General features: G+C 63.7%; 20 protein-coding genes and 1 riboswitch. Of the genes, 4 read left to right on the top strand and 16 right to left on the bottom strand.

Going from position 1 to position 24,002, the window contains the following annotated elements; translation table 11 throughout:
* Positions 1 to 2 precede the first annotated feature (2 nt).
* Together J3P97_RS10805 and J3P97_RS10800 are read left to right on the top strand one after the other, a co-directional pair.
* Positions 3 to 779 (top strand): 3-hydroxybutyrate dehydrogenase, encoded by a 777-nt coding sequence (locus J3P97_RS10805; RefSeq protein WP_434674114.1) that lies wholly within the window; start codon positions 3 to 5, stop codon positions 777 to 779.
* Between the two features lie 178 nt (positions 780 to 957).
* The gene (locus J3P97_RS10800; RefSeq protein WP_434674113.1) at positions 958 to 2,913 is read left to right on the top strand and encodes an acetoacetate--CoA ligase; all 1,956 of its coding nucleotides are present in this window, start codon (positions 958 to 960) and stop codon (positions 2,911 to 2,913) included.
* A gap of 124 nt (positions 2,914 to 3,037) precedes the next feature.
* Here J3P97_RS10800 and J3P97_RS10795 read toward each other — a convergent pair whose 3' ends face one another.
* Positions 3,038 to 4,153 (bottom strand): PilT/PilU family type 4a pilus ATPase, encoded by a 1,116-nt coding sequence (locus J3P97_RS10795; protein WP_305495301.1) that lies wholly within the window; start codon positions 4,151 to 4,153, stop codon positions 3,038 to 3,040.
* A 134-nt stretch (positions 4,154 to 4,287) separates the two neighbouring features.
* On the opposite strand from J3P97_RS10795, the gene J3P97_RS10790 reads away from it, so the two are divergent.
* Positions 4,288 to 6,825: a PAS domain S-box protein gene (locus tag J3P97_RS10790; protein ID WP_434603977.1), complete on the top strand. Its 2,538-nt coding sequence runs from the start codon at positions 4,288 to 4,290 to the stop codon at positions 6,823 to 6,825.
* A gap of 48 nt (positions 6,826 to 6,873) precedes the next feature.
* The gene (locus tag J3P97_RS10785; RefSeq protein WP_019690952.1) at positions 6,874 to 7,149 is read left to right on the top strand and encodes a peptidylprolyl isomerase; all 276 of its coding nucleotides are present in this window, start codon (positions 6,874 to 6,876) and stop codon (positions 7,147 to 7,149) included.
* Between the two features lie 129 nt (positions 7,150 to 7,278).
* Here the strand turns inward: J3P97_RS10785 and J3P97_RS10780 are convergent, their stop codons facing one another.
* The 15 genes from J3P97_RS10780 to cobW form a co-directional block, all read right to left on the bottom strand.
* Complete coding sequence (locus J3P97_RS10780) at positions 7,279 to 8,196, bottom strand: sugar kinase (RefSeq protein WP_434674112.1); 918 nt, start codon at positions 8,194 to 8,196, stop codon at positions 7,279 to 7,281.
* A gap of 138 nt (positions 8,197 to 8,334) precedes the next feature.
* Entirely contained in the window at positions 8,335 to 9,552 is a 1,218-nt protein-coding gene (locus J3P97_RS10775) for an amino acid deaminase (protein ID WP_434674111.1), read from the bottom strand.
* A 29-nt stretch (positions 9,553 to 9,581) separates the two neighbouring features.
* A complete protein-coding gene (locus tag J3P97_RS10770) occupies positions 9,582 to 10,346 on the bottom strand; it encodes an IclR family transcriptional regulator (protein ID WP_434624435.1) in 765 nt (254 codons plus the stop codon).
* Positions 10,347 to 10,511: 165 nt separating this feature from the next.
* Positions 10,512 to 10,901 (bottom strand): RidA family protein, encoded by a 390-nt coding sequence (locus J3P97_RS10765; protein WP_434603969.1) that lies wholly within the window; start codon positions 10,899 to 10,901, stop codon positions 10,512 to 10,514.
* A gap of 23 nt (positions 10,902 to 10,924) precedes the next feature.
* Positions 10,925 to 11,713: an amino acid ABC transporter ATP-binding protein gene (locus tag J3P97_RS10760; RefSeq protein WP_434674110.1), complete on the bottom strand. Its 789-nt coding sequence runs from the start codon at positions 11,711 to 11,713 to the stop codon at positions 10,925 to 10,927.
* Complete coding sequence (locus J3P97_RS10755) at positions 11,710 to 12,372, bottom strand: amino acid ABC transporter permease (RefSeq protein ID WP_434568886.1); 663 nt, start codon at positions 12,370 to 12,372, stop codon at positions 11,710 to 11,712. The genes J3P97_RS10760 and J3P97_RS10755 overlap by 4 nt, the downstream gene beginning before the upstream one ends.
* Before the next feature lie 9 nt (positions 12,373 to 12,381).
* Positions 12,382 to 13,044, bottom strand: coding sequence for an amino acid ABC transporter permease (locus J3P97_RS10750; protein ID WP_434603967.1), 663 nt, complete (start codon positions 13,042 to 13,044; stop codon positions 12,382 to 12,384).
* Positions 13,045 to 13,098: 54 nt separating this feature from the next.
* On the bottom strand, positions 13,099 to 13,947 hold the full coding sequence (locus tag J3P97_RS10745) for a transporter substrate-binding domain-containing protein (protein WP_434568888.1): 849 nt from the start codon (positions 13,945 to 13,947) through the stop codon (positions 13,099 to 13,101).
* 402 nt (positions 13,948 to 14,349) lie between these two features.
* Positions 14,350 to 14,691, bottom strand: coding sequence for a hypothetical protein (locus J3P97_RS10740; RefSeq protein WP_434603965.1), 342 nt, complete (start codon positions 14,689 to 14,691; stop codon positions 14,350 to 14,352).
* Positions 14,692 to 14,792: 101 nt separating this feature from the next.
* Positions 14,793 to 15,041, bottom strand: a complete 249-nt coding sequence (locus J3P97_RS10735; protein ID WP_434603963.1) for a type II toxin-antitoxin system Phd/YefM family antitoxin — start codon at positions 15,039 to 15,041, stop codon at positions 14,793 to 14,795.
* Positions 15,042 to 15,105: 64 nt separating this feature from the next.
* Positions 15,106 to 16,752 (bottom strand): phospholipase D-like domain-containing protein, encoded by a 1,647-nt coding sequence (locus J3P97_RS10730; protein ID WP_434674109.1) that lies wholly within the window; start codon positions 16,750 to 16,752, stop codon positions 15,106 to 15,108.
* A 200-nt stretch (positions 16,753 to 16,952) separates the two neighbouring features.
* Positions 16,953 to 17,510: a vWA domain-containing protein gene (locus J3P97_RS10725; RefSeq protein ID WP_434568891.1), complete on the bottom strand. Its 558-nt coding sequence runs from the start codon at positions 17,508 to 17,510 to the stop codon at positions 16,953 to 16,955.
* Positions 17,511 to 17,611: 101 nt separating this feature from the next.
* Positions 17,612 to 18,619 (bottom strand): ATP-binding protein, encoded by a 1,008-nt coding sequence (locus tag J3P97_RS10720; RefSeq protein ID WP_434674108.1) that lies wholly within the window; start codon positions 18,617 to 18,619, stop codon positions 17,612 to 17,614.
* Between the two features lie 179 nt (positions 18,620 to 18,798).
* Positions 18,799 to 22,572 (bottom strand): cobaltochelatase subunit CobN, encoded by a 3,774-nt coding sequence (cobN, locus tag J3P97_RS10715; RefSeq protein ID WP_434674107.1) that lies wholly within the window; start codon positions 22,570 to 22,572, stop codon positions 18,799 to 18,801.
* Between the two features lie 3 nt (positions 22,573 to 22,575).
* Positions 22,576 to 23,640: a cobalamin biosynthesis protein CobW gene (gene cobW, locus J3P97_RS10710; protein ID WP_305495327.1), complete on the bottom strand. Its 1,065-nt coding sequence runs from the start codon at positions 23,638 to 23,640 to the stop codon at positions 22,576 to 22,578.
* Between the two features lie 99 nt (positions 23,641 to 23,739).
* Positions 23,740 to 23,971, bottom strand: a riboswitch (cobalamin riboswitch).
* Positions 23,972 to 24,002: the final 31 nt, after the last annotated feature.

The raw sequence follows: 24,002 nt of genomic DNA, 5'->3' as shown, positions 1-24,002 counted from the left end.
CCATGACGACATTTCTTTCGGGCAAGACTGCCCTGGTCACCGGCTCCACCAGCGGCATCGGCCTGGGCATCGCCCTGAGCCTGGCCAAGGCCGGCGCCAACCTGATCCTCAATGGCTTCGGCGATGCCTCGGCGGCGGTCACCGAAGTCAAGCAGTTCGGTGGCAAGGTCGGCCATCATCCGGCCGATGTCAGCGACCCGGCACAGATTGCCGACATGCTCTCCTACGCCGAGCGCGATTTCGGCGGCGTGGACATCCTGGTGAACAACGCCGGGATCCAGCACGTGGCCGCGGTCGAGGAGTTCCCGGTGGAGCGCTGGGATTCGATCATTGCCATCAACCTGTCCTCGGTGTTCCACGCCACTCGCCTGAGCCTGCCGGGCATGCGCGCCAAGGGCTGGGGACGGATCGTCAACGTCGCCTCGGTGCATGGTCAGGTCGGCTCGGTGGGCAAGGCCGCCTACGTCGCCGCGAAGCACGGGGTGATCGGGCTGACCAAGGTGGTTGGCCTGGAAACCGCTACCAGCAACGTGACCTGCAATGCAATCTGCCCAGGCTGGGTGCTGACGCCACTGGTGCAGAAACAGATCGACGACCGCATCGCCAGCGGCGTCGACCCGCAACAGGCCCAGCACGACCTGTTGGCCGAGAAGCAACCGTCCCTGGAATTCGTCACCCCGCCGCAGCTGGGTGAACTGGTGCTGTTCCTTTGCAGCGAAGCCGGCAGCCAGGTGCGCGGCGCGGCGTGGAATGTTGATGGAGGGTGGTTGGCGCAATAACCCTCCGCGATCCCCGTGGCGAGGGAGCTTGCTCCCGCTCGGCTGCGTAGCGGCCGCCTATTGGGGCCTGCTTCGCAGTCCAGCGGGAGCAAGCTCCCTCACCACAGAAGCGCTTCTCGCCATAAATAACGCCGTGTGCTGCAATGTTCGCAAGCCCCGGAAAAACAAGAGGCACCCCATGTCCGACATCCTCTGGCAGCCCAGCCCCGAACGCATCGCCCGGTCGCGCATGGACGCCTTGCGCCGGTTCGTCAACGAACGGCACTCGCTGCAGCTGAACGATTACCCGGCCCTGCACGCGTGGAGCATCGACCAGCGCGAAGCTTTCTGGCAGGCCATCGTGGACTTCTTCGACATCCGTTTTCACCAGCGCCCCACCGCAGTGCTGGTGGAAGGCCCGCATATGCCCAGCGCACGCTGGTTCCCGGGGGCCACGCTGAGTTTCGCCGAACATCTGCTGCGCCGTCGCGATAACACCGTGGCAGTGGTTGCCGTCGATGAAGACGGCACTGAGCAAACGCTGACCTGGGCCGAACTCGCCGCCCATGTCGCCGGCCTGCAGAAAAGCCTGCAAGCCGCCGGCGTGACCCAGGGCGACCGGGTCGCCGCCTGCATGCCCAACACCTGGCAGACGCTGGTGGGCATGCTCGCCACGACGAGCCTGGGGGCGATCTGGTCGTGCTCATCGCCGGATTTCGGCACCCAGGGCGTCATCGACCGGTTCGGCCAGATCGAGCCCAAGGTTTTGATTACCTGTGCCGGTTATCGTTATGCCGGCAAGGTCATCGACCAGCGCCCGAAGGTGAACGAGATCCTTGCGCGGCTGCCGTCCCTGCAACAGTTGATCGTGCTGCCTTACGCCCGACCCGATGCTCGCGTCGAGGATTTCAAGACCCAGGCCGGCGTTGCGCTGTGGGAGGACTTTTATCAAAGCGGTGGCGAGCCGGAGTTCGCCAGCGTGCCGTTCGATCATCCGTTGTATATCCTCTACTCCAGCGGCACCACCGGCGTACCGAAGTGCATCGTCCACAGTACCGGCGGCGTGCTGCTGCAGCATATGAAGGAACATGGCCTGCACGTCGATCTCGGCCCCGGGGATCGGCTGTTCTACTACACCACCTGCGGCTGGATGATGTGGAATTGGCTGGTCTCGGCCCTGGCGGTGGGCAGCTCGGTGGTGCTGTATGACGGCTCGCCGTTTCACCCTGGTCCCGAACGCCTGCTCGACCTGATCGACCAACAGCGCATCAGCGTGTTCGGCACCAGCCCGAAATACCTCGCCGCCCTGGAAAGCCAAGGCATCCAGCCACGCCAGAGCCATGACCTGGGCAGCCTCAAGACCCTCCTGTCCACCGGCTCGGCCCTGGCGCCCCACAGCTACGATTACGTTTACCGCGACTTCAAGGCCGACGTTTGCCTGGCCTCGATGTCCGGCGGTACCGATATCGTCTCCTGTTTCATCAACGGCAACCCGCTGTCCGCCGTGCGCCGGGGCGAGATGCAGGGCAAGAGCCTGGGCATGGCGGTGCAGGTCTGGAACGAGGCCGGCGAGGCGGTGATCGGCGAGAAAGGCGAGCTGGTCTGCACCCGGCATTTTCCGGCGATGCCCATCGGGCTCTGGAACGACCCGCGCCAGGATAAACTTCGCGCCTCCTATTTCAGCCAGTTTCCCGGAGTGTGGGCCCAGGGGGACTACGCCGAAGAACTGGCCCACGGCGGCTTGCTGATCCACGGACGCTCCGACGCGGTGCTCAACCCCGGTGGCGTGCGCATTGGCACGGCGGAAATCTATCGGCAGGTGGAAAAAGTCGAAGAGGTCCTCGACAGCGTCGCCATTGGCCAGCAATGGCAGGGTGACGTACGAGTGGTGCTGTTCGTGCGCCTGCGTGATGGCGTCGTGCTGGACGATACCCTGGAGCAGAAGATTCGCCAGGTCATCCGCGCTAACACGACGCCGCGCCATGTACCGGCGAAAATCCTCGCGGTCAGCGACATTCCGCGCACGATCAGCGGAAAAGTGGTGGAACTGGCCGTGCGTAACGTGGTGCATGGCGAGGCGGTGAAGAACACCGATGCGCTGGCCAATCCCGAGGCGTTGGAGCAGTTTCGCGGACGGCCGGAGCTAGCGACTTGACCGCTGGTTATTTGCTGGCTTCAGTACCGCTTCGCGAGCAGGCTCGCTCCCACACTGAATTGCAGATCCCTGTGGGAGCGAGCCTGCTCGCGAAGAACGATAACGCGGCTCCCTGAAACCGGACTCAATCCATCAGTCCCCACTCCCCCGCCGGCGGATCGGCCGGCGGCGCGGCCCCCGTCTCCGCATGCAGCTTCAAGCGCAAACGCAGGTTGTTTGCCGAATCGGCATTTTTCAGCGCTTCTTCCTCATCAATGGCGCCTTCGACCACCAGGTTGAACAATGCCTGGTCGAACGTTTGCATGCCCAGTTCCTCGGACTTTTCCATGATGCCCTTGAGCTCGCCCAGTTCGTTGCGCCGGATCAGGTCGGCCACCGTCGGCGAGCCCAGCATCACCTCCACCGCCGCCCGCCGCTGACCGCCGCGGGTGCGCACCAGGCGCTGGGAAACAAACGCCTTGAGGTTGTTGCCCAAGTCGTGCAGCAGTTGCGCCCGGCGTTCTTCCGGGAAAAAATTGATCACCCGGTCCAGGGCCTGGTTGGCGTTGTGGGCATGCAGGGTCGAAATCACCAGATGGCCGGTGTCGGCAAAGGCCAGGGCATGCTCCATGGTTTCCCGGTCGCGGATTTCGCCGATCAGCACCACGTCCGGCGCCTGGCGCAAGGTATTCTTGAGCGCGGCATGAAAACTGCGCGTGTCCACCCCGACTTCCCGCTGGTTGACGATCGATTTCTTATGCCGATGGATATACTCCACCGGGTCCTCGATGGTGATGATGTGGCCGCTGCTGTTGCGGTTGCGGTAATCGATCAGCGCCGCCAGGGAGGTCGACTTGCCCGAGCCCGTCGCACCGACGAACAACATCAGCCCCTGCTTCTGCATGATGGTTTCCAGCAGCACCTTGGGCAGCTTCAGGTCTTCGAAGCGCGGGATGTCCAGCTTGACGTTGCGTATCACCATGGACACGTCGTTGCGCTGTTTGAAGATGTTGACCCGGAACCGCCCGACACCGGCCAGGGAAATCGCCAGGTTCATTTCCAGTTCCCGATCGAACTCAAGGCGCTGTTCGGCGTCCATCAATGACTCGGCGAGCCCGGCGATGTCGCCTACCTTGAACGCCTGGTTGCTCAGCGGCTTGAGCACACCTTCAAAACGCGCGCAGGGCGGTGCACCGGTGGACATGTAGAGGTCGGAACCGTCCTGGCTTGCCAGGATGCGTAACAAGGGATCAATTTCCATAGCCTGAAAAACTTCCGCAAACTTCAATGGACACGTTGGCCCGAGCCAGAAAAACTTCAGATCAACCCGCGCTTACCTTCTCCAGAGGATAGTAGAAGCCGCCGCATCGATATGAACATCCAGGGACTCCCGTGATGAATGCAATACCCGCCGGCAGCGACACACAGCAATTGATCGCCCGTCAGGACTGGACCGCCAGCCCCTTGGGCGCCATCGATACCTGGCCACAGAGCCTGCGCACCGCCGTGGACATCATGCTCCACTCGCCCATGCCGATGGCCGTGCTGTGGGGGCCGCAGCTGACCCATCTGTACAACGACGCCTATGCCCGGCTGGTCGGCGACAAGCACCCCAGGGCCTTCGGCCAGCCCACCCACACGGCCTGGCCTGAACTTCGGGGCGAGACCGAGGGGATTTATCACAGCGTGTTGCAAGGGCGCATGTACGCCTGCCGCGACAAACGGTGGCGCATGCCCTTCAGTGGCCGCCTCTGTGACGTGTGGCTCGACCTGACCTACAGCCCGATACACGACGAAAGCGCCAGTGTCGCCGGCATCCTGGTCACGGCCATCGAGACGAGCGAAAGACGCCGGCTGGCCCAGGAATTCGAGCGGCGTTCCGAGGCCAGCCTCAAGGCCCAGCAGGAAAGCGAGGAGCGCTTGCAACTGGCGCTGGCGGCCACCGATGCACTGGGGACCTGGGACTGGGACATCAGCGAAGACCGCTTCATCGCCGATGCGCATTTCGCCCTGCTGCATGGCGTCGATCCGAGCCTGTCGCGGCAACTGCCGATCAGCGCGTACCTGGAAGGCGTGCACCCCGAAGACCGGGCGATGGTCGCGCGCAGCATCAAGCATTGCATCACCCACGGCACCGAATATGCCGAGGAGTACCGGCTGCTGCAGCCCGACGGTGAACTGCGCTGGGTATTCGTGCGCGGGCGCTGCTACAAGGATCGCCACGGCCGGCCCAAGCGCTTCCTTGGCGCGGCGCTGGACCTGACCGAGCGCAAGCGCACCGAGCACGCCCTGCGCCAGAGCCAGACCGAGCTGCAACTGATCATCAACGCCATGCCGGTGCTGATCAGCTATGTCGATCGCGAAGAGCGTTTCCGCCTGAACAACAGCGCCTACCTGAACTGGTACGGGCTGACCCCGCAGGAGCTGTACGGCAAGACCATTCGCGAGGTCATCGGCGACGAAGCGTACGCGGCGCGCGCCGAACAGATCGCCGGCGCCCTGGCGGGCAAGCCGTGCAGTTTCACCGTGCAGTCGGCCCATCGCGATGGCCGGCCACGGCATGCATTGATCAACTACCTGCCGCGCCATGGCAGTGACGGCGCGGTGAACGGTTTCTACATCTTCGTGATCGACGAAACCGAGCGCAAGAAAACCGAAGAAGCACTGCGTAATCTCAACGAAACGCTGGAGGAACGGGTAATTGCCCGCACCCAGCAACTGGCCGAGGCCAACCATCGCCTGCAAAGCGAGATGTTCGAGCGCGAACGCGCCGAAGAAGCGCTGCGCCATGCGCAGAAAATGGAAGCGGTGGGCCAGCTCACCGGCGGCATTGCCCATGACTTCAATAATATGCTCACCGGTATTCTCGGCAGCCTGGACCTGATGCAGCGCTACATCGCCTCGGGCCGCGCCGCCGAGATAGGCCGGTTTACCGAAGCGGCCATCTCCTCGGCCAACCGTGCCGCGGCCCTGACCCATCGCCTGCTGGCCTTTTCCCGGCGCCAGTCGCTGGACCGCAAACCCTTGGACGCCAATGGCCTGGTGCGCTCACTCGAAGACCTGTTGAGCCGTACCACCGGCGATCACATCGTGCTGCGGCTTGAACTGGCCGACGAGCTGTGGCCGGTCAGTACCGATGCCAGCCAACTGGAAAACGCCCTGCTCAACCTGGTGATCAACGCCAGGGACGCGATGCCCGACGGCGGCGAGTTGACCATCGAAACCGCCAACGTCTACCTCGACGGCAGCGACATCAGCACACTGGAACCGGTCAAGGCCGGGGATTACGTGATGATCGCCGTGCGCGACAACGGCAGCGGCATGACTCCCGCCGTGCTGGCCAAGGCCTTCGATCCGTTCTTCACCACCAAACCCATCGGCCAGGGCACCGGCCTCGGTCTTTCGATGATCTACGGCTTTGCCCAGCAGTCTGGCGGACACCTGAGCCTGGACAGCGTGCCAGGCCAAGGCACGCGGGTGCAGCTGTACTTGCCGCGGCTGCGCGTTGCCGCGACCGAACAACCCGCAGCGCCGGCGGCCACGGACGCGCCGCCGGCCATTGCCGGGGAAACCGTGTTGCTGGTCGAAGACGAACCGGCGGTGCGCATGCTCGTGCTCGACCTGCTGGCCACCTTGGGCTACACCGCCCTCGAAGCCGAGGACGGCCGGCAGGCTCTGCTGTTGCTGGAATCCGGGCAGCGCATCGACCTGCTGGTGACCGATGTCGGCCTGCCAGGCATGAACGGCCGGCAGCTGGCTGAAATCGCCCGTCAGCACCGGCCTGATTTGAAAGTCCTGTTCATGACCGGTTATGCGCAGAAAGCCACCGAGCGCCAGGGGTTCCTCGAGCAAGGCATGGACATGGTTGCCAAGCCGTTCACCCTCGATCTCCTGGCCAACAAGATCCGGACGATGATCAACCATGGCAGCTGACTTGAGGCATAATCGCCGCCCTTTTGCACCGCTCAGGTCACCGCTGCAATGAAAGCCCAAGCCCGCCATATCCTGGTGAAAACCGCCGAAGAAGCCGAACAGCTCAAGCAACGCATCGCCAAGGGCGAAGCGTTTGACGTGCTGGCAAAAAAGTACTCCACCTGCCCCTCCGGCAAGCGCGGCGGGGACTTGGGTGAGGTACGCCCTGGGCAGATGGTCGGCGCGATCGATGCGGTGATTTTCAAGAAACCGCTGCGGGTGGTGCACGGACCAATCAAGAGCAAGTTCGGCTATCACTTGGTGCAGGTGTTTTACCGCGACTGAAGCGATGCTGGCGCGAACCGGCTTCTGTGGCGAGGGAGCTTGCTCCCGCTCGGCTGCGCAGCAGTCGCAAAGGATGGGCCTGCTGCGCAGGCCAGCGGGAGCAAGCTCCCTCGCCACAGGGACGTGATGTCACTGCCGGGGAATCAACGCCCCCGGCACCTGAATCACCCGGCTCGCCAGCAAATGCCCGGCCTCGGCGGCTTCCGCCGGGCTGCCGCCGAGCAAGCGGCTCGCCAGGTAAGCGGCGCTGAACGAGTCTCCCGCCGCCGTCGTGTCCACCACCCGCTCGACCCGCAGGGCAGGCACCTCATATGACCGGCCGTCGCAACGAATCAGACAAGCCTCGGCGCCGCGCTTGAGCACCACTTCCGGTGTACCCAACTGTGCATAGGCAGCGAACACCGCCTCGCTGTCGGCATGGCCGAACAGTGCCTGTTCGTCGTCCACGGTCAACAACGCCAGCTCGACGTAGGGCAGCACGCTGCGATAAGCCGCACGGGCCGCCTCGACCGAGGCCCAGAGCCTCGGTCGGTAGTTGTTGTCGAACACCACCTGGGCCCCGCGCCGACGCGCCTCGACCAGCGTGTCGATGAGTTTGCGCCGGCCCTGCTCGCCAATCACCGCCAGGGTCACGCCGCTGAAATACAGCACATCGTAGTCGGCCAACGCTGCGAGAATCGGCGCGGCGGCTGGCGAGGTGAAGCAATCACGCACCGCCGCCTCGTTGCGCCAGTACAGGAAGCGGCGCTCGCCCGTCGCGTCGGTCTGGATGCAATACAGGCCCGGCAGGCGCCCGGGCAAGCGCTGGACCATGCCCAAACCAATGTTTTCGGCGGCCCAGCCCTGGCACATGGCATCGCTGAAACTGTCGTCGCCCAGCGCGGTGACGTAATCCACAGCGCCGTTGTCGCCCAAGGCCCGGGCCAGGTAGACCGCGGCGTTCAGCGTATCGCCGCCGAAGCTTTGCTGCAGGCTGCCGTCGGCGCGGTGTTGCAATTCGATCATGCATTCGCCGATGAGGGCGATGCGGGGTCTGGTGTTGCTCATGAGTTATCCTGATATTTCAGCGGTGTGTTGCGGGCCGCTTTCGCGAGCAGGCTCGCTCCCACAAGTGATCGCTTGGTCACCCGCGATGCAATTGTGGGAGCGAGCCTGCTCGCGAAGGCCGCGACTCGGTCTCAACTCTTAAAAACAAGTCTCCATGCTCTCGACCACCCGCAACCCCTCATCCACCAGACACCCCACCCGCCACTTGTCGAACGTCAGGCACGGATGAGACGTGCCGAACGCAATGATGTCGCCCACCCGCAGTTCAACGCCCGGCGCCACGTTCATGAACGCATGCTGGTCCATCACCGCGGTCACCTTGCAGCCGCTGACGTCGTCCCCCGTCGCCGATTCCGAACCCGGCGTGTAGCGCTTGAGCGGCACCGGCAACCCGGCGTCGTAGGCCACGTCGCGCTTGCCCAGGGCAATCACCGCAAAGCCCGGCTCCGGCAGCGATTGCACGTGGGCCCAGACTTCCAGCGCTGGACGCAAGCCTTCGTGCAGGTCACTGCGGCGCTCCAGCACACAGCATTGCGCCTCCTTGTAGATGCCATGGTCGTGGGCCACATAACTGCCAGGTCGCAACACACTGAGGAAGCGCCCGTGGGCATTGCGCGCCTCGAAGGATTCGGCGATCAGGTCGTACCAGGCCGAACCCGAGGCGGTGATGATGGGTTTGTCGTTGGCAAACGCGCCGCTGTCCTGCAACTGCATCGCCAGCCCGACGAGGGACGCGGCGAACGCCCGGATGCCGCTGATGGCGTGATCGCCGTGGATCACCCCTTCGTAACCTTCGATACCGGTCAAGGCCAACGCCGGTTGCGCACCGATGGCCTCGGCCAGCGCAAGTACCTCGGCTTCGGTCCGGCAACCACAACGACCGCCGACCACGCCATACTCGATCATCACGTTCAACCGTGCGCCGCGCGAAGCGAAATAAGCCCCCAGCTCGGCGACGTTGTCTGGATGATCCACCAGGCAATGGAATTCGAACGCCGGGTCGGCCAGCAGGTCGGCGATCAGCGCCATGTTCGGCCGGCCTACCAATTGATTGGCCATCAGCACCCGCCGCACGCCATGGGCGTAGGCGGCGCGGGTCTGCACTGCGGTGGCCAGGGTCAGGCCCCAGGCACCGGCCTCAAGCTGGCGACGAAACAGCGTCGGGGTCATGCTGGTCTTGCCGTGGGGCGCCAGCTCGGCGCCGCTGTCGCTGACGAACTTCTGCATCCAGCGAATGTTGTGCTCCAGCGCCTCGCGATGCAGTACCAGGGCCGGCAGGCTGACATCGCGCAGCAGATGGGCGCCCGGGGAAGCGGCGCCCTTTTCGACACCGGCGTTATCAATGGCAGAAGACATGTTCGAACTCCTCATACAGCCGCGGCTGTCTATTCGTTGATGCGACGGGCCAGGTTGTTGGCGCTCTCGATCAGCACCCGGCGGTAGTCGGCATAATTGTTCTTGGCGTCAGCCCTCGGGGCGACGATGCACAGCGTCGCGATGGCCACGCCACTGGGGTCTTTGACCGGCGCGGCGAAGCAATGCGTGAAGGTGTCGGCCACACTGTCGAAGGAGAAAAATCCATCGACACCGGCCTGGCGGATTTCCTTGAGAAACTGCTCCAGGGGCAAGCGCTCGCCGCCCGGCAGGATGAAGTCGTCGGGGTCGATCAGGTCGACGATCTGCTGGTCGCTCAGATGCGCCAACAGCAGGCGCCCGGACGCGGTCCAGGGGATCGGCGCGTTCTCACCGATGTCCGAGGAAATGCGAAAGTGCCGCTCGCCTTCCTTCATCAGCGCGACGGTGTATTTGCGCCCGTTGAGCAGGCACATCTGCGCGGTTTCGCGGGTCTGGCGGACGATCTCCTGCAAGGCCTGGTCGGCCTCGCGGCTGAGGTCGAAATGCCGCAGGTGCGCCTGCCCGAGAAAATACAACTGCCGCCCCAGGTAGACGTGACCATCCTTGCCGACCGGCTCGAGAATGCGCCGTTCAAGCAGCGACGCCACCAGTTCGTAGACCGTGGACTTGGGGCTGCCGATGCCGCTGGCAATATCGTTCGGGCGCAGCGGCTGGCCGATTTCCTTGAGGAAATCGAGGATATCGAACGCCCGATCCAATCCCCGGGCCCGGCGTTTGATGGTGTCTTCGGTCATGTCTGCGGTTCCTGAGATCTCAATTTTCATCGGGCAAAAAAACCTTGTGGCGAGGGAGCTTGCTCCCGCTCGGCTGCGCAGCAGTCGTAAAAAATGGGCCTGATGCGCAGGCCAGCGGGAGCAAGCTCCCTCGCCACGGAAAGTGGCCTCGCCAGAATATCGTGTTCAGGCCTTTTTCTTGTAGGCGATGCAATCGATCTCGACCTTGCAGTCAACCATCATGCTCGCCTGCACACAGGCCCGGGCCGGGGCGTGTTCGGGGCTGAAATATTCGCCGAAGACCTTGTTGAAACTCCAGAAATCGCGCGGGTCATCCAGCCAGACGCCGCAACGCACAACATCTTCCAGGCCATAGCCGGCCTCTTCGAGAATGGCGATCAGGTTCTTCATGGTCTGGTGCGTCTGCTCGACGATGCCGCCAGCGACGATCTCGCCATTCACCGCGGGCACCTGGCCGGACACGTGCAACCAGCCATCGGCCTCCACGGCGCGAGCGAAGGGCCGCGGCTGCCCGCCGCCCGCAGTGCTGCCGGTGCCATAGCGCGTAATGCTCATGAGTTACTCCTTATTGGATGGACTTAAAAACGGGTGTTCTTGAGAAATTCCGCCAGGCGCGGCGATTGAGGGCGCTCGAACAATTCCTTCGGCGGCCCCTGCTCTTCGATGCGGCCCTGGTTCATGAAAACGATCTTGTCGGAGACCTCGAAGGCAAAGCGCATTTCGTGGGTCACCAGCAGCATGGTCATGCCGTCTTCGGCCAGGCCCTTGATCACGCTCAGCACCTCGCCGACCAGCTCCGGATCCAGGGCCGAGGTCACTTCGTCGAACAACATCAGGCTGGGGTTCATCGCGATCGCCCGGGCAATCGCCACGCGCTGCTGCTGGCCGCCGGACAACTGACCGGGAAAGTGATCGCGCCGTTCCAGCAGGCCGACCCGCTGCAGCCATTTCTCGGCCAGGGCCACCGCTTCGTCCTTCGGCAGTTTTTTCACTTTGAGCAGGCCCAGGGTGACGTTCTGTAAAGCGCTCAGATGCGGGAACAGGTTGAATTGCTGGAAGGCCATCCCGGTCATGGCCCGGTGCCGGGCGATGACTTTTTCGGCGTGACGCACGCGCTTGCCGTCCACCTCGTCATAGCCGATGGACTCGCCGTCGAGCACGATCCGCCCGCCCTGGAATTCTTCGAGCATGTTGACGCAACGCAGCAGCGTGGTCTTGCCCGAGCCACTGGAGCCGATCAGCGTCACCACGTTGCCGCGCTGCATGCTCAGGTCCACGCCCTTGAGCACTTCCAGCGGGCCGTATTGTTTGCGCAGGCCACGGATATCCAGCAGCGGTTGCGCGTTTGAAAGGGAAACGTCAGTCATGGCAAGGCCACCCGCTTTTCAATGTGCCGCCCGAGCAATTCGATGGCGTAGTTGATGATGAAAAAGAGAAAACCGGCGAACAGGTAGAACTCCAGGGTCATGAAGGTCCGGGCGATGATCTGCTGGGTGCTGAGCAGCAGTTCGGCGACACCGATCACCGACAGCAGGGTCGAGGCCTTGACGATCTCGGTGGAGGAATTCACCCAGGTCGGCAGGATCTGCCGCAACGCCTGGGGCAGCAGCACATAACCGAGCGATTGGAAGAATGTCAGGCCGATGGCCTGGCTCGCTTCCATTTGCCCACGCGGCAATGCCTGCAAGGCACCGCGCACAATCTCGGCCACGTGGGATCCGCAGAACAGCGTCAATCCGAGGACGCCAGCCTCGAACGCACCGATCTGCCAACCCAGGGCCGGGGCCATGTAGAAGCAGGCCAGTACCAGCACGAACACTGGCGTGCCACGAATCAGGTCGACGTAGAAACGAAACGGCGCGCGCATCCAGACCCGCCCGTAAGTCAGCGCCAACCCGGCGACGACGCCGATCAAGGTGCCCAACACAATCGCCAGCGCCGAACATTGCACGCTGGTCAGGAAACCGGCCCACAAAGTCTCCCGGGCGACCCACAACTCCTGCAACCAACTAGGGGATTGGTACATGGAACGCTCCTAACGGCGGATCGCCAGACGCTGCTCGAAGTAACGCAGCAACATGGCAATGAGGTAACAGGCCGCGACATACAGGGCCGTGGTGACCAGCCAGGTTTCAATCACCCGGTAGCTTTCCACGTTGATCTTGCGGGCATAGTAGGTCAGCTCCGGCACGGCAATCGCCGCCGCCAGCGAGGTGTCCTTGAACAGCGAAATGAAGTTGTTGGACAACGCCGGCAGCACGTTGCGCAGCATCACCGGCACGGTGACGTAGGCCTTTACCTGCCATTCGCCCAGGCCGATCGCCAGACCTGCTTCCCGCTGCCCTTTGTGAATACTCACCAGGCCGCCACGGAACACTTCGGTGAGGTAGGCCCCGGCGTACAGCGAAAGCGTGATGACGAACGACGGCAGCTTGTCCAGGCGAATACCCAGGCTCGGCAAGGCGAAGTAGATCAGCAGGATCAGCACCAGGATCGGTGTATTGCGGATCACCGTGACATACACCGAGGCCAACAACCGCAGTGCGCGGTGCTTGCTCAACAGCGCGAACGCCAGCAGGAGGCCGATTACACACCCGATGGCGATCGACACCAGCGCGAGGGAAAGCCCCAGGCCAAGCCCCGCCAGCAGCGTGTCGAAATCGCGCCAGACGGCGGCAAAGTTCAACTGATAATTCATGGTCGGCAGTACCTTCGACGGGGCGCCCAACGCTGGCGCCCCGGGCTCACTGGGTCATTTGTATTCAACGGGGAAACCGATGGCCGGCGATGGCAGCTCGACGCCGAACCACTGCTTGAACGACGCAGCGTAGGTCGGGAATTCCACACCGGTCATGGCTTCATGCAGCGCAGTGTTGACGAAGTTCAACCAGTCCTGGTCGCCGCGCTTGACCGCGCAGGCATAGGTTTGCGGACTCCAGGCGTAGGCCGGGCTGCGATAGCGACCGGGGTTCTGCACCATCAGGTATTTGACCGAGGACTGGTCGGTGGCAGCGGCATCGGCACGGCCGGAGTTCACCGCCTGATACATCAGGTCGACGCTGTCGTACTGGTCGACCTTGGCCTGGGGCAGCGCCTGGTGCACCAGTTCTTCGGCGTAGACGTTCTGCAGCACCGCCACGGTGACGTCGTCGCCGGCGGCCTTGAGGTCTTCGATTTCCTTGAACTTGCTGTTGGCCGGCAGTAGCAGGCCTACACCTTCGCGGTAGTACGGCAAGGTAAATGCCACCTGTTGGGCTCGGCTGGCGGTGACCGTAATGAACTGGCAGCTCATGTCGACCTTGTCGGTCAGCAGGTTGGGAATCCTTGCATCGGAAGACTGCACCACGAACTCGACTTTTTCCGGGTCATTGAACAAACCCTTGGCGACGATCCGCGCGATATCGATATCGAACCCCTGCAACTTGCCATCCGCTCCCTGGAAGTGCCACGGCGCATTGGTGCTGCCCGTGCCCACGATCAATTTCCCGCGTTGCAGCACGCTGTCCAGCTTGCTGTCGGCCGCCTGAGCGACACCCATGGCAGCCGTCGTGGCCGCGAAGAGAAAAACACACGCTTTGAATAAGGAAGGTCGGCATTGCATGGCAAGCACTCCAGGATGAGTTTATTCCGCTATACCGGAACATGGTATGTAACAACGGAATAGACAGCAGAAAGTGTGCCACAGGCTTGATGTGCATGGGTGGGAAAAATGGAATGTGAGGAAAATCAGCGAGATGGAAAAATACAACGCCAGAGGGCACCCCGGCGGGTCGCTGCGTGGTTGCTACCGTTGGCCACGGATGCGGGTAGCGAGGCCCCAAATCGGTGCCGCTGCGGGGATCAGTACACCTGCCGCACCGAAACGGAGTGATTCCGGGATGGGTGGGTAGCCCCTCTCCTGTGGGAGCGAGCTTGCTCGCGATGGCGGTGTTTCAGCCGATAACGATGCCGGCCGACCTGACGCTATCGCGAGCAAGCTCGCTCCCACATAGGGCTTGCGGTGCTATTTACGCTTGTAACTCTTGCTGCCACCGGGTGTGAGGCAGTAGACCCCGCCCCGGGGACCTACGCAATAATTGCCGCTGCCGCATTGGCAGCCGTCTGATGACTTGAGCAGCGATTGCGGGCGAGCCTCATTGCGAAGCCCCAGCACAGCGGAACAGGACCTTTTCGAAGCACTGATGGAGCCGTCGTTGCACAGGAACGTATCGCCGTCACATCCGGCAATGCCGCCCTTGCGTCCGGAACACGGCTGGTTGGCAGCGATGGCCGAAGTGCCCAGGGCCAACAACAGGACCGCGACACCGGTGCGAAGCAGAAAGAACTTTCCGTGACAGAGCTTCATGACAGCTTCCAGGCTGATAGATGGCCCTATGCTAGCACTGGAGTCGTTCCCCGCCTACCGCCGCAAATTGCCTGTTTCATGCGTTATCAAAAAACTCCAACTCATAAGTCATCGAGAGAAACCTTAATCGTTGGGTCATTCTCCCGCTCGCGGCAAAGGGCAACCAGCTCGATGTCCTCAAGCCGCTCCATCATGGCTTCATACTCTTTGGCAGGGACACAGTAAAAAGCCGGCTCGTTACGGTTGAGGATCGCTACAGATAGTCCTCCGCCTGCAGCAACGGTGCCCATGGGGTTTTTCTTGAGTTCGGAGATGCTGGCTACCACTTGAGAAAGCACGATATGGGTCATGAGATATCCTCGAGCACTTTTAATGGTGCTAAAAATAGCACTCCAAACCGGCTCTCGCTACTGCTCAACGCCCGCAAAACCTCACCCTGGACAGCATTCGCAAATCCCCCTCGCGGTAATAGTCGTCGCTCCAGCTGTCATCCACCGCCAGCGGCTTGACCTGCTTGAGGGCGAGTTTTTTCGCGAAGTAGCGAAAGCGGTAATGCTCGTAGAAACGCAGCAGTTCGAGCCCGTAGCGGTCGGCCAGGTCGGTGTCGCCCTGGATGACGAGGTAGTTCTCGTCGTTGCCGTTGCTCGCCGCGATGCTGAGATTATGGCTGCCGCTGATGATGGTCGGCGCATCGCTGGTGAAATCGGTGACCACCGCTTTGGTATGCACCAGCAGGTTGCCTTTCTGGCCTTTCATGTTTTCCCTGAGCCAACCTTCCAGGCCAGTATTGAGCAGCGCGGTGGCGGCGAATTCGGCGGTGCGGTCGGCGTGAAAACCGCTGATGCGGCTGGTGGTATTTTGCAGGCCGTAGCGCAGCACGTCGTCATTGGGCTGGCCGAGCAAGGCATCGAGGATCCGGTCGGGCAAGGCAAACGCCGTGACGAACAGCAGGTCCTTGCGCGCACCGTCGATGATGTCGACGAAGCGATCCAGATCGCCCTGCCCGGTACGCGGCGAGAAACCGGCGAACAGTTTCTCGTCTGCATCCATGGGGTTGTTACGGGTCAGCCATTGGCGCGTGGCATCGACATCCTCCGGCGTGGCCCAGATCTGCTCGAAGACCCGAAGGTAACTGGCGCTGATGCGCGGGTCGTCCAGCACATGAATGACATTGGCCTGGCGGTAGATGCCATTGGCGGTGAAATTGGTGCTGCCGCACAGCACCGCCTCGGGTTTCAGCGACGCGTTGCCTTCGACTTTGCTCAGCACGATGAACTTGTCGTGGAAGATATTGTGGGTGACCCGCCCACGCTTGTTCGCCGCTGGCAGTTTTTCCAGGCTGGCTTCGTTGCGCAGCGTACCGTCATCCCCCGGTTCGGCGTGGTACAGCACCCTGACCCGTGCACCACGGGCATGGGCAGCGTTCACCGCATCGACGATCACCGGTAATTCGTACTCATAAATGGCGACGTCCAGCGCCCAGTTGGCATCGAGCGCCCGATCGATGAAGCCGGTCAGGCGTCCCAGCAAGCCGTTTTCCAGCCAGCGCCGCGGCGCGTCGGGCCAGTCGTCGATGGACAGGTTCTTGTTGGCATCAATGAGTGCGTCCAGTTCGGGAAACTTGCGCTGAAACGCCTGGCTGGCGGCCACCGCGCGATTGAAGATGACCCGCTGGTTGGCCGGCTGGCCGTCATCACTGGTGACGCTCACTTCGAGGGATTCGCCCAGTTGCGGCGCATCGGCGTTGCCGTAGGCCAGGTGCACGCGGTAATGAATCGTAACGCCAGGGTTGACGGCGTAATCGGCCCAGCGAAATTTCTGCAAGGGCGCCTTGTCGCTGGGCGTGGCATGGAATTGGGGAAAGGTGTGCGCCTTGTCGGGGAACGTCAGGCTGTTGAACAGGAACAGCCAGGGCTTGGCGCCCTGCTGTTTTTCAATGGCAAAACCCAGCAGCCCCTTGCGCCGGGGCTCCGCCAGGTCCATGGCGAGCAACACGCCGTTGGTGCCGGCATAGGCCTTGACCCGGAAATCGTCCTTCGCGTTGGTGACGAGTACGCGCATGATTCACTCCTGTGGAGACTGCCTGAGCATAGAGCAGTGATGCAGATTGAACATAGAGGTCCGGGACCGAGGCGATGCCTTCGCGAGCAGGCTCGCTCCCACATTGGTTTCGCTGTGGGCACATAACCAGTGCAAGCCCCGTCACCCTGTGGGAGCGAGCCTGCTCGCGAAGGGGCCTGCCGTTACACCGCAAAGTTCAGTCAGTGCGCTTCATCGATATGCCGATACTCAGCGCCCAACTGCTCCGCCAGTTGCCTTGCCCTACCCAGGCGAATCGGGCCGCGCTCGATGTCGATCAGCAGGCACGGGCGTTCGAGAGGCGGCACGCCCAGCCCGTCCTTGACTCGTCCATCGGTCATCAGCAACACCCGCTGCTGCTCCGCCGGATAGCGCTTGCGCCGGACCATGAGCCAGCGCTGCGCCTCGTCCAGCGCCGCCAGCAACGGCGTGCCGCCGCCGGCGCCCAGCGCGTCGAGCCAAGCGCCAAGGCCAGTAGAGGCCTTGAGCCCCTGCACTTGCCACCTCGGCGCCGCGCCGCTGGCCGTCAACAGCGCCAACCGTGCACGTTGTCGGTAGGCGTCATCGAACAGTTGGGCCAGCAGTCCCTTGCCGTCACTCAGGGCGCGATGGCGGCGGGTCGAGGCCGACGCATCGACGATCACCAGCCACAACTCATGGGCTGAACGCTGCCGCCATTTGAAACGCAAATCCGCCAGCAGGCGTGGACGTCCCTTGAGCAACGTGCCCGGCCAATCCACTGCGCCGCTGGCGACCGCTTTGCCGTGGCCTTGGCGGCCCTGGTCGAGCCGTCCCGGACGGGGTCTGGCATTCGCCCCCGAGGACGACCGGGGGCGAATGCCTAGGGCTTTTTTGGCCAGCTCGGCACGTCACGCCGGGCACCGCTCGGCAGCGCCCGGGCCGGCAGGTCACCCCATTGGCCCTGGCCTTCGCCGGACTCGCTCGCTTCATTCCGGCTCGGCGACGGTGCCTGGGACGGCGCGGGGGCCGGGGACGCAGGGTCGCGGCGCCGATGGCGCAAGGCAAACTCGGCGACGGCGTCGATGTCTTCGGCGGCGATGGCGCCCGCGCCACGCCAGGCGGCATGAGCACGGGCGGCCCGCAACCAGACGAGGTCGGCGCGCAAGCCATCGACCCCAGCGGCGAAGCAACGCTCGGTAATCTGCTCCAGCGCCATGTCATCCAATGGGATCCCGGCCAACCGCGCGCGCGCCTGGTGGCAGCGTTCACGCAACTGTCGTTGAGCGGTTTCCCACTCGGCGCAGAACGCCGCCGGATCGCTGTCGAAATCCAGCCGCCGCCGAATGATCTGCCCGCGCTCGGCAGGCGCCGTGTGACCATCAAGCGCCACGTTCAGGCCGAAACGATCGAGCAATTGCGGACGCAGTTCGCCCTCTTCCGGGTTCATGGTGCCGATCAGCACGAAACGCGCCGGATGCCGGTGGGAAATGCCGTCGCGCTCGATCAGGTTGGTGCCGCTGGCGGCGACGTCCAACAGCAGGTCCACCAGGTGATCCGGCAACAGGTTCACCTCATCGACATACAGCACGCCACCGTCGGCCTTGGCCAGCACGCCGGGGGAAAATTGCGCGCGCCCTTCCCCAAGTGCGGCATTCAGGTCGAGAGTGCCCACCAGCCGCTCTTCGGTGGCGCCCAGTGGCAAGGTCACGAACTGACCGCTTGCCAGCAGATCCGCCAGGCCCCGGGCCAGCGTTGACTTGGCCATCCCCCGTGGACCTTCGATCAGCACACCGCCGATCTTCGGATCGATCGCCGCCAGGCACAGGGCCAGTTTCAGCGCATCGGCGCCGACCACGGCGGAGAGGGGAAAATGGGCGGTGTCGGTCATGTTGAATGTCTCATGAATGTAAAAACGTCCCCGTGGCGAGGGAGCTTGCTCCCGCTGGGCTGCGCAGCAGCCCCAACAACCTGAGGTCTCGGCGTTTTTCTGGATGACGGATGACGGCTGCTGCGCAGCCGAGCGGGAGCAAGCTCCCTCGCCACAAAAGCCCGCCAGTCATCGGCAAATCAGCCATCCTCTTCGATATCCAGCAACAGATTCTCCAGCGCCTCGCGATAGTCGCCCGGTTCCTGCCACATCCCCCGCTGCTGGGCTTCGAGCATTCGCTCGGTCATGTCCCGCAGGGCGTCGGGGTTGTGCTGGCGGACGAAGTCCCGGGTATCCGGATCGAGCAGGTAGGCATCGGCCAGCAAGGCGTACTGGTGATCATCGATCAACTGCGTGGTAGCGTCGAAGGCAAACAGGTTGTCCACCGTCGCCGCCAGTTCGAACGCGCCCTTGTAACCATGGCGCTTGACGCCGTCGATCCACTTCGGATTGGCCGCGCGGGAGCGGATGACCCGGTTGAGTTCTTCCTTCAGGGTGCGGATTTTCGGCAAGTCCGGCTGGCTGTGATCGCCGTGGTAACTGGCCGCGGCTTCGCCACTCAGGGTTTCGACGGCGGCGAGCATGCCGCCCTGGAACTGGTAGTAATCATTGGAATCGAGCAGGTCGTGCTCGCGGTTGTCCTGGTTCTGCAACACCGCTTGCACCTGACTCAGGCGCCGGCTGAACTGAGCCCGCGCGGCGGTGCCTTCATCACTGGCGCCGTAGGCATAGCCGCCCCAGTTGAGGTACACCTCGGCGAGGTCTTCGCGGCTCTGCCAGAGACGTCCGTCAACAGCGCCCTGCACGCCCGCGCCATAGGCACCGGGCTTGGCGCCGAAGATCCGCCAGCCGGCCTGGCGCGTCGCGTCTTCCAAGGGCAGTCCGGTTTGCCGCAAGGCTTCGCGTTCGCTGCGAACTTTCGCCGCCAGCGGGTTCATGTCGTCCGGCTCATCGAGGGCCGCAACGGCCTGCACCGCCGCATCGAACAGGCGGATCAGGTTGGCGAAGGCGTCCCGGAAGAACCCCGAGACCCGCAGCGTCACATCGACCCGGGGCCGGTCCAGCAGGCTCAACGGCAGGATTTCGAAATCGTCGACGCGCTGGCTGCCCGTGGCCCACACCGGGCGCACGCCCATCAGCGCCATGGCCTGGGCAATGTCATCGCCACCGGTGCGCATGGTCGCGGTGCCCCACACCGACAGACCGAGCTGGCGCAGGTGATCGCCATGGTCCTGCAAGTGCCGTTCGAGGATCAGGTTGGCCGATTGGAAGCCGATGCGCCACGCCGTGGTGGTGGGCAGGTTGCGCACGTCGACGGAGAAAAAATTGCGTCCGGTCGGCAGCACATCCAGGCGTCCGCGACTCGGCGCACCGCTGGGGCCGGCCGGCACGAAGCGCCCACCCAGCGCATCAAGCAAGCCGCGCATTTCCGCCGGACCACAGGCGTCCAGGCGCGGCGCGACGACGCAGCGCAGGTGTTCGATGATGCAGCCCACCGCGTCCCAGCCCGGCGCGTCGAGCTGCTTGACCGGACCTTCCAGGGCCTGTTCGATCAACCGCGCGGCGAACAGCTCCAGGCGCTCGCGGGTGTCGCCGACGCTGCGCCAAGGCTCGGCGCTGACCTCGCCGAGGGCCTCGGGTCGCGTCCCGGTCCAAGGCTCGGCCAAGGCACAATCGAGCGGATCGAACCCCAGCCCGAACGCCTTCGCCAGGGCCCGCAACAAACTCGACTGCGCGCCCTTGCCGTCGCCACGGGGAATACGCAGCAACGCCAGCAAGGTGTCGATACGCAACCGTCCGCCAGGCGACTCGCCGAAGATATGCAAGCCGTCGCGAATCTGCGATTCCTTCAGGTCGCACAGGTAGGTGTCCAGGCGTGGCAGCCAGATTGCCGCGTCGGCGTCGCTGTCGAGAGCGGCGTCGAGTTGCAGTTCGCGGTCGATGTGGGTCTCGCGCACCAGGTTGAGAATATCCCGTTGCAGCTCCCGGGCGCGGCGCGGGTCGAGCAGTTGCGCCTCGTAGTATTCGTCCGCGAGCAGTTCGAGGTTACGCAGCGGCCCGTAGGTTTCGGCCCGGGTCAGCGGCGGCATCAAGTGATCAATGATCACCGCCTGGGTGCGTCGCTTGGCCTGGGCGCCCTCGCCCGGGTCATTGACGATGAACGGGTAGATGTTCGGCAGCGGTCCGAGCAGCGCGTCCGGCCAGCAATTTTCCGAGAGCCCGACGCCCTTGCCCGGCATCCATTCGAGATTGCCGTGCTTACCGACGTGAATCACTGCATGGGCGCCGTAGGTGTGGCGCAACCAGAAGTAGAACGCCAGGTAACCGTGGGGCGGCACCAGGTCCGGGTCGTGGTACACCGCGCTCGGGTCGACTTGATAACCGCGCGCCGGCTGGATGCCGACGAACGTCAGACCAAGGCGCAAGCCGGCGATCATCAATCGGCCGTCGCGGAACATCGGGTCCTGCTCGGGCGCGCCCCAACGGGCCAATACCGCGTCGCGGTTGGCCTCGGGTAGCGCGTCGAACATGGCTTGATAGGCGTCCAGGGCCAGGCTTTGATGACACGGTCGCAAATCCAGGCTGTCGAGATCGTTGCTGACGCCGCCGAGCAATTGCTGGATCAACGCGGTGCCGCTGGCCGGCAGCTCGGCCGACAGCGGATAGCCCTCGGCCTGCAGGGCGCGGAGGATATTCAGCGCCGCCGCCGGCGTGTCCAGGCCGACACCGTTGCCGATGCGCCCATCGCGAGTCGGGTAATTGGCGAGGATCAGCGCCACGCGCTTTTCGCGGTTGGGCAGACGCGCCAGCGCCGTCCAGCGCCGGGCCAGCTCGGCAACGAAATCCATACGCTCGGGCACCGCCCGGTAGCAGACCACATCGCTCTGGCTGCGCTCGCTGCGCCAGGCCAGGTCCTTGAAACTGATGGGCCGGCTGATGATCCGTCCATCCAGTTCCGGCAGGGCGATGTGCATCGCCAGGTCGCGTGGCCCCAGGCCTTGTTCGCTGGCGCGCCAGCCGGGCTCATTGTCCTGCGCGCAGATCGCCTGGATCACCGGGATGTCGCGGCGAAACGGCCGCAGATGCGGTGCTTCAGGGCTGGATTGGGCGAAGCCGGTAGTGTTTAGAATCACCCCCGCCCCTGCCTCGTCCAGCCAACCTTCCACCTGTGCCAGGCAACCGGGTTCCTTGAGGCTGGCCACGGCAATCGGCAGCGGATTGAGCCCCGCCGCTTGCAGGCGCTGGCAGAATACGTCGATGAAAGCAGTGTTCGCCGCTTGCAGGTGTGAGCGATAGAACAACACCGCCGCCACCGGCTCGTCGGCGCGCCAGTCGGCTTGCCAAAGATCGAGGGTCGCGTGGGTGTGTTCGGGGTGGTAGATCGCTGTGCGCGGCAAGGGCTGCGGTTCGGCCCACGGATAATCGCGCGCAAACCATTGGCTGCCGAGGTGATGGAACAGGTTCAGGGCATTGGCCAATCCGCCCTGGCGCAAGAACTGCCAGAGCCGGTCGCGATCCTCGAACGCTACGTTGCTCAGGTCGCTGAGCTCCGGGTCGGGGCGATCATCCCCCGGCACCAGGATCAGCTTCACGCCGCGCGCGGCCAGTTCCATCAGGCGCTCGATGCCGTAACGCCAATAGCCGATGCCACCGTGCAACGACAACAGGATGACCTTGGCGTGGCGCAGTACGTCGTCGACATACAGGTCCACCGACGCGTGGTTCTGCACCTGCATCGGGTTGGCGAGGCGAAACTGCGGGTAGTCGTCCGGCAATTGCCGCGCCGCTTCGGCCAGCAGCGCCAGGCTGGAATCGCCGCTGCACAGGATCACCAGCTCGGCGGGGGTTTGTCCGAGGTCGGCGATGTTGTCATCCGACACAAAACCGCCGGGCTGGGTCCTGAGCAGGTGCATGGCTTAGACGCTGAGGGCGGCGCGCAGCTGCGCTTCAAGCAGCCCGGCATCCAGCGCCTGGCCGATCAGCACCAGCCGCGTCACCCGTGCTTCGTCGGCGCCCCACTGGCGGTCGAAATGCTTGTCGAAGCGCGTGCCGACGCCCTGGATCAACAAGCGCATCGGCTTGTTCGGGATCGCCGCGAAACCCTTGACCCGCAGCACGTCATGCTGGATCACCAGTTGCGTCAGCGCGTCCAGCAGCAGGCTTTCATCGGCTTGGGGCAGTTCGAGGGAGATCGAGTCGAAGGCGTCATGATCGTGGTCGTCATCATCACCGTCATGGTGGTGATCGTGGTGGCTGTGGCGACTGTCGATGTGCTCCTCGGAGCCCGCGCCCAGGCCGATCAGCACGTCCAGCGGCAGGCGACCGCTGCTGGCTTCGATGACCTTGACCGCTGGCGGCAATTCTTCGGCGACTTCCAGGCGGACTTTTGCCAGGTCCTCAGGGCTGATCAGGTCGGCCTTGTTGAGGATCACCAGGTCGGCGCTCGCCAGTTGATCGGCGAACAGCTCGTGCAGCGGCGATTCGTGATCCAGGTTCGGGTCCAGTTTGCGCTGGGCATCGACCTGGTCGGGGAACGCGGCAAAAGTACCGGCGGCCACGGCCGGGCTGTCGACCACGGTAATCACCGCATCGACCGTGCAGGCGCTGCGGATTTCCGGCCACTGGAAGGCCTGGACCAAGGGCTTGGGCAGGGCCAGGCCAGAGGTTTCGATGAGGATGTGGTCGAGGTCGCCGCGACGGGCCACCAGTTCGCGCATCACCGGGAAAAACTCTTCCTGCACGGTGCAGCACAGGCAACCGTTGGCCAATTCGTAGACCCGGCCGTTGGCTTCTTCTTCGGTGCAACCGATGGAGCACTGCTTGAGAATCTCACCGTCGATACCGAGCTCGCCGAATTCGTTGACGATCACCGCGATGCGCCGGCCCTGGGCGTTATCGAGCATGTGCCGCAGCAAGGTGGTCTTACCCGAGCCGAGGAAACCGGTGACGATGGTGACGGGGAGTTTGGCCAGTGTTTTCATCGGATGCCCTTTGGCAAGGTGGCGGGCAAACGGGACGACAACCGCTGGCACAGACGCGCGCGGAAGATTTCGCCACCGGATCACCCCGCCCGGTTGTAGTGAGAATCTGTTGTCGAGGCAGGTCTCCTGGCTGACGGCGGGCCGGTCCACGCTTCATACAAAGCCTGGACCGACAATTTGCTGCGCCTTCCCGTGCGCCCGTTGAAAAAGGGCATGCACAGTGGCCTTGCAGAAACAGCACCGTTCACAGTTGCGGGGGCAGCCGCGGCTTGGACCGCGTTCCCTTCTTAGCTTCGGCGTACGCCAAAGAACCTCGAAGGCGCAAGGCTACGCAGGGTGCGCGGGCGGGTCAATGTCCCTGA

Source organism: Pseudomonas sp. R1-15 (genome assembly GCF_051132085.1).
In the GTDB taxonomy this organism is placed as follows: Bacteria; Pseudomonadota; Gammaproteobacteria; order Pseudomonadales; family Pseudomonadaceae; genus Aquipseudomonas.
The sequence above is the reverse complement of the archived record's forward strand: the minus strand, read 5'-3'. Positions and strand labels throughout refer to the sequence as shown.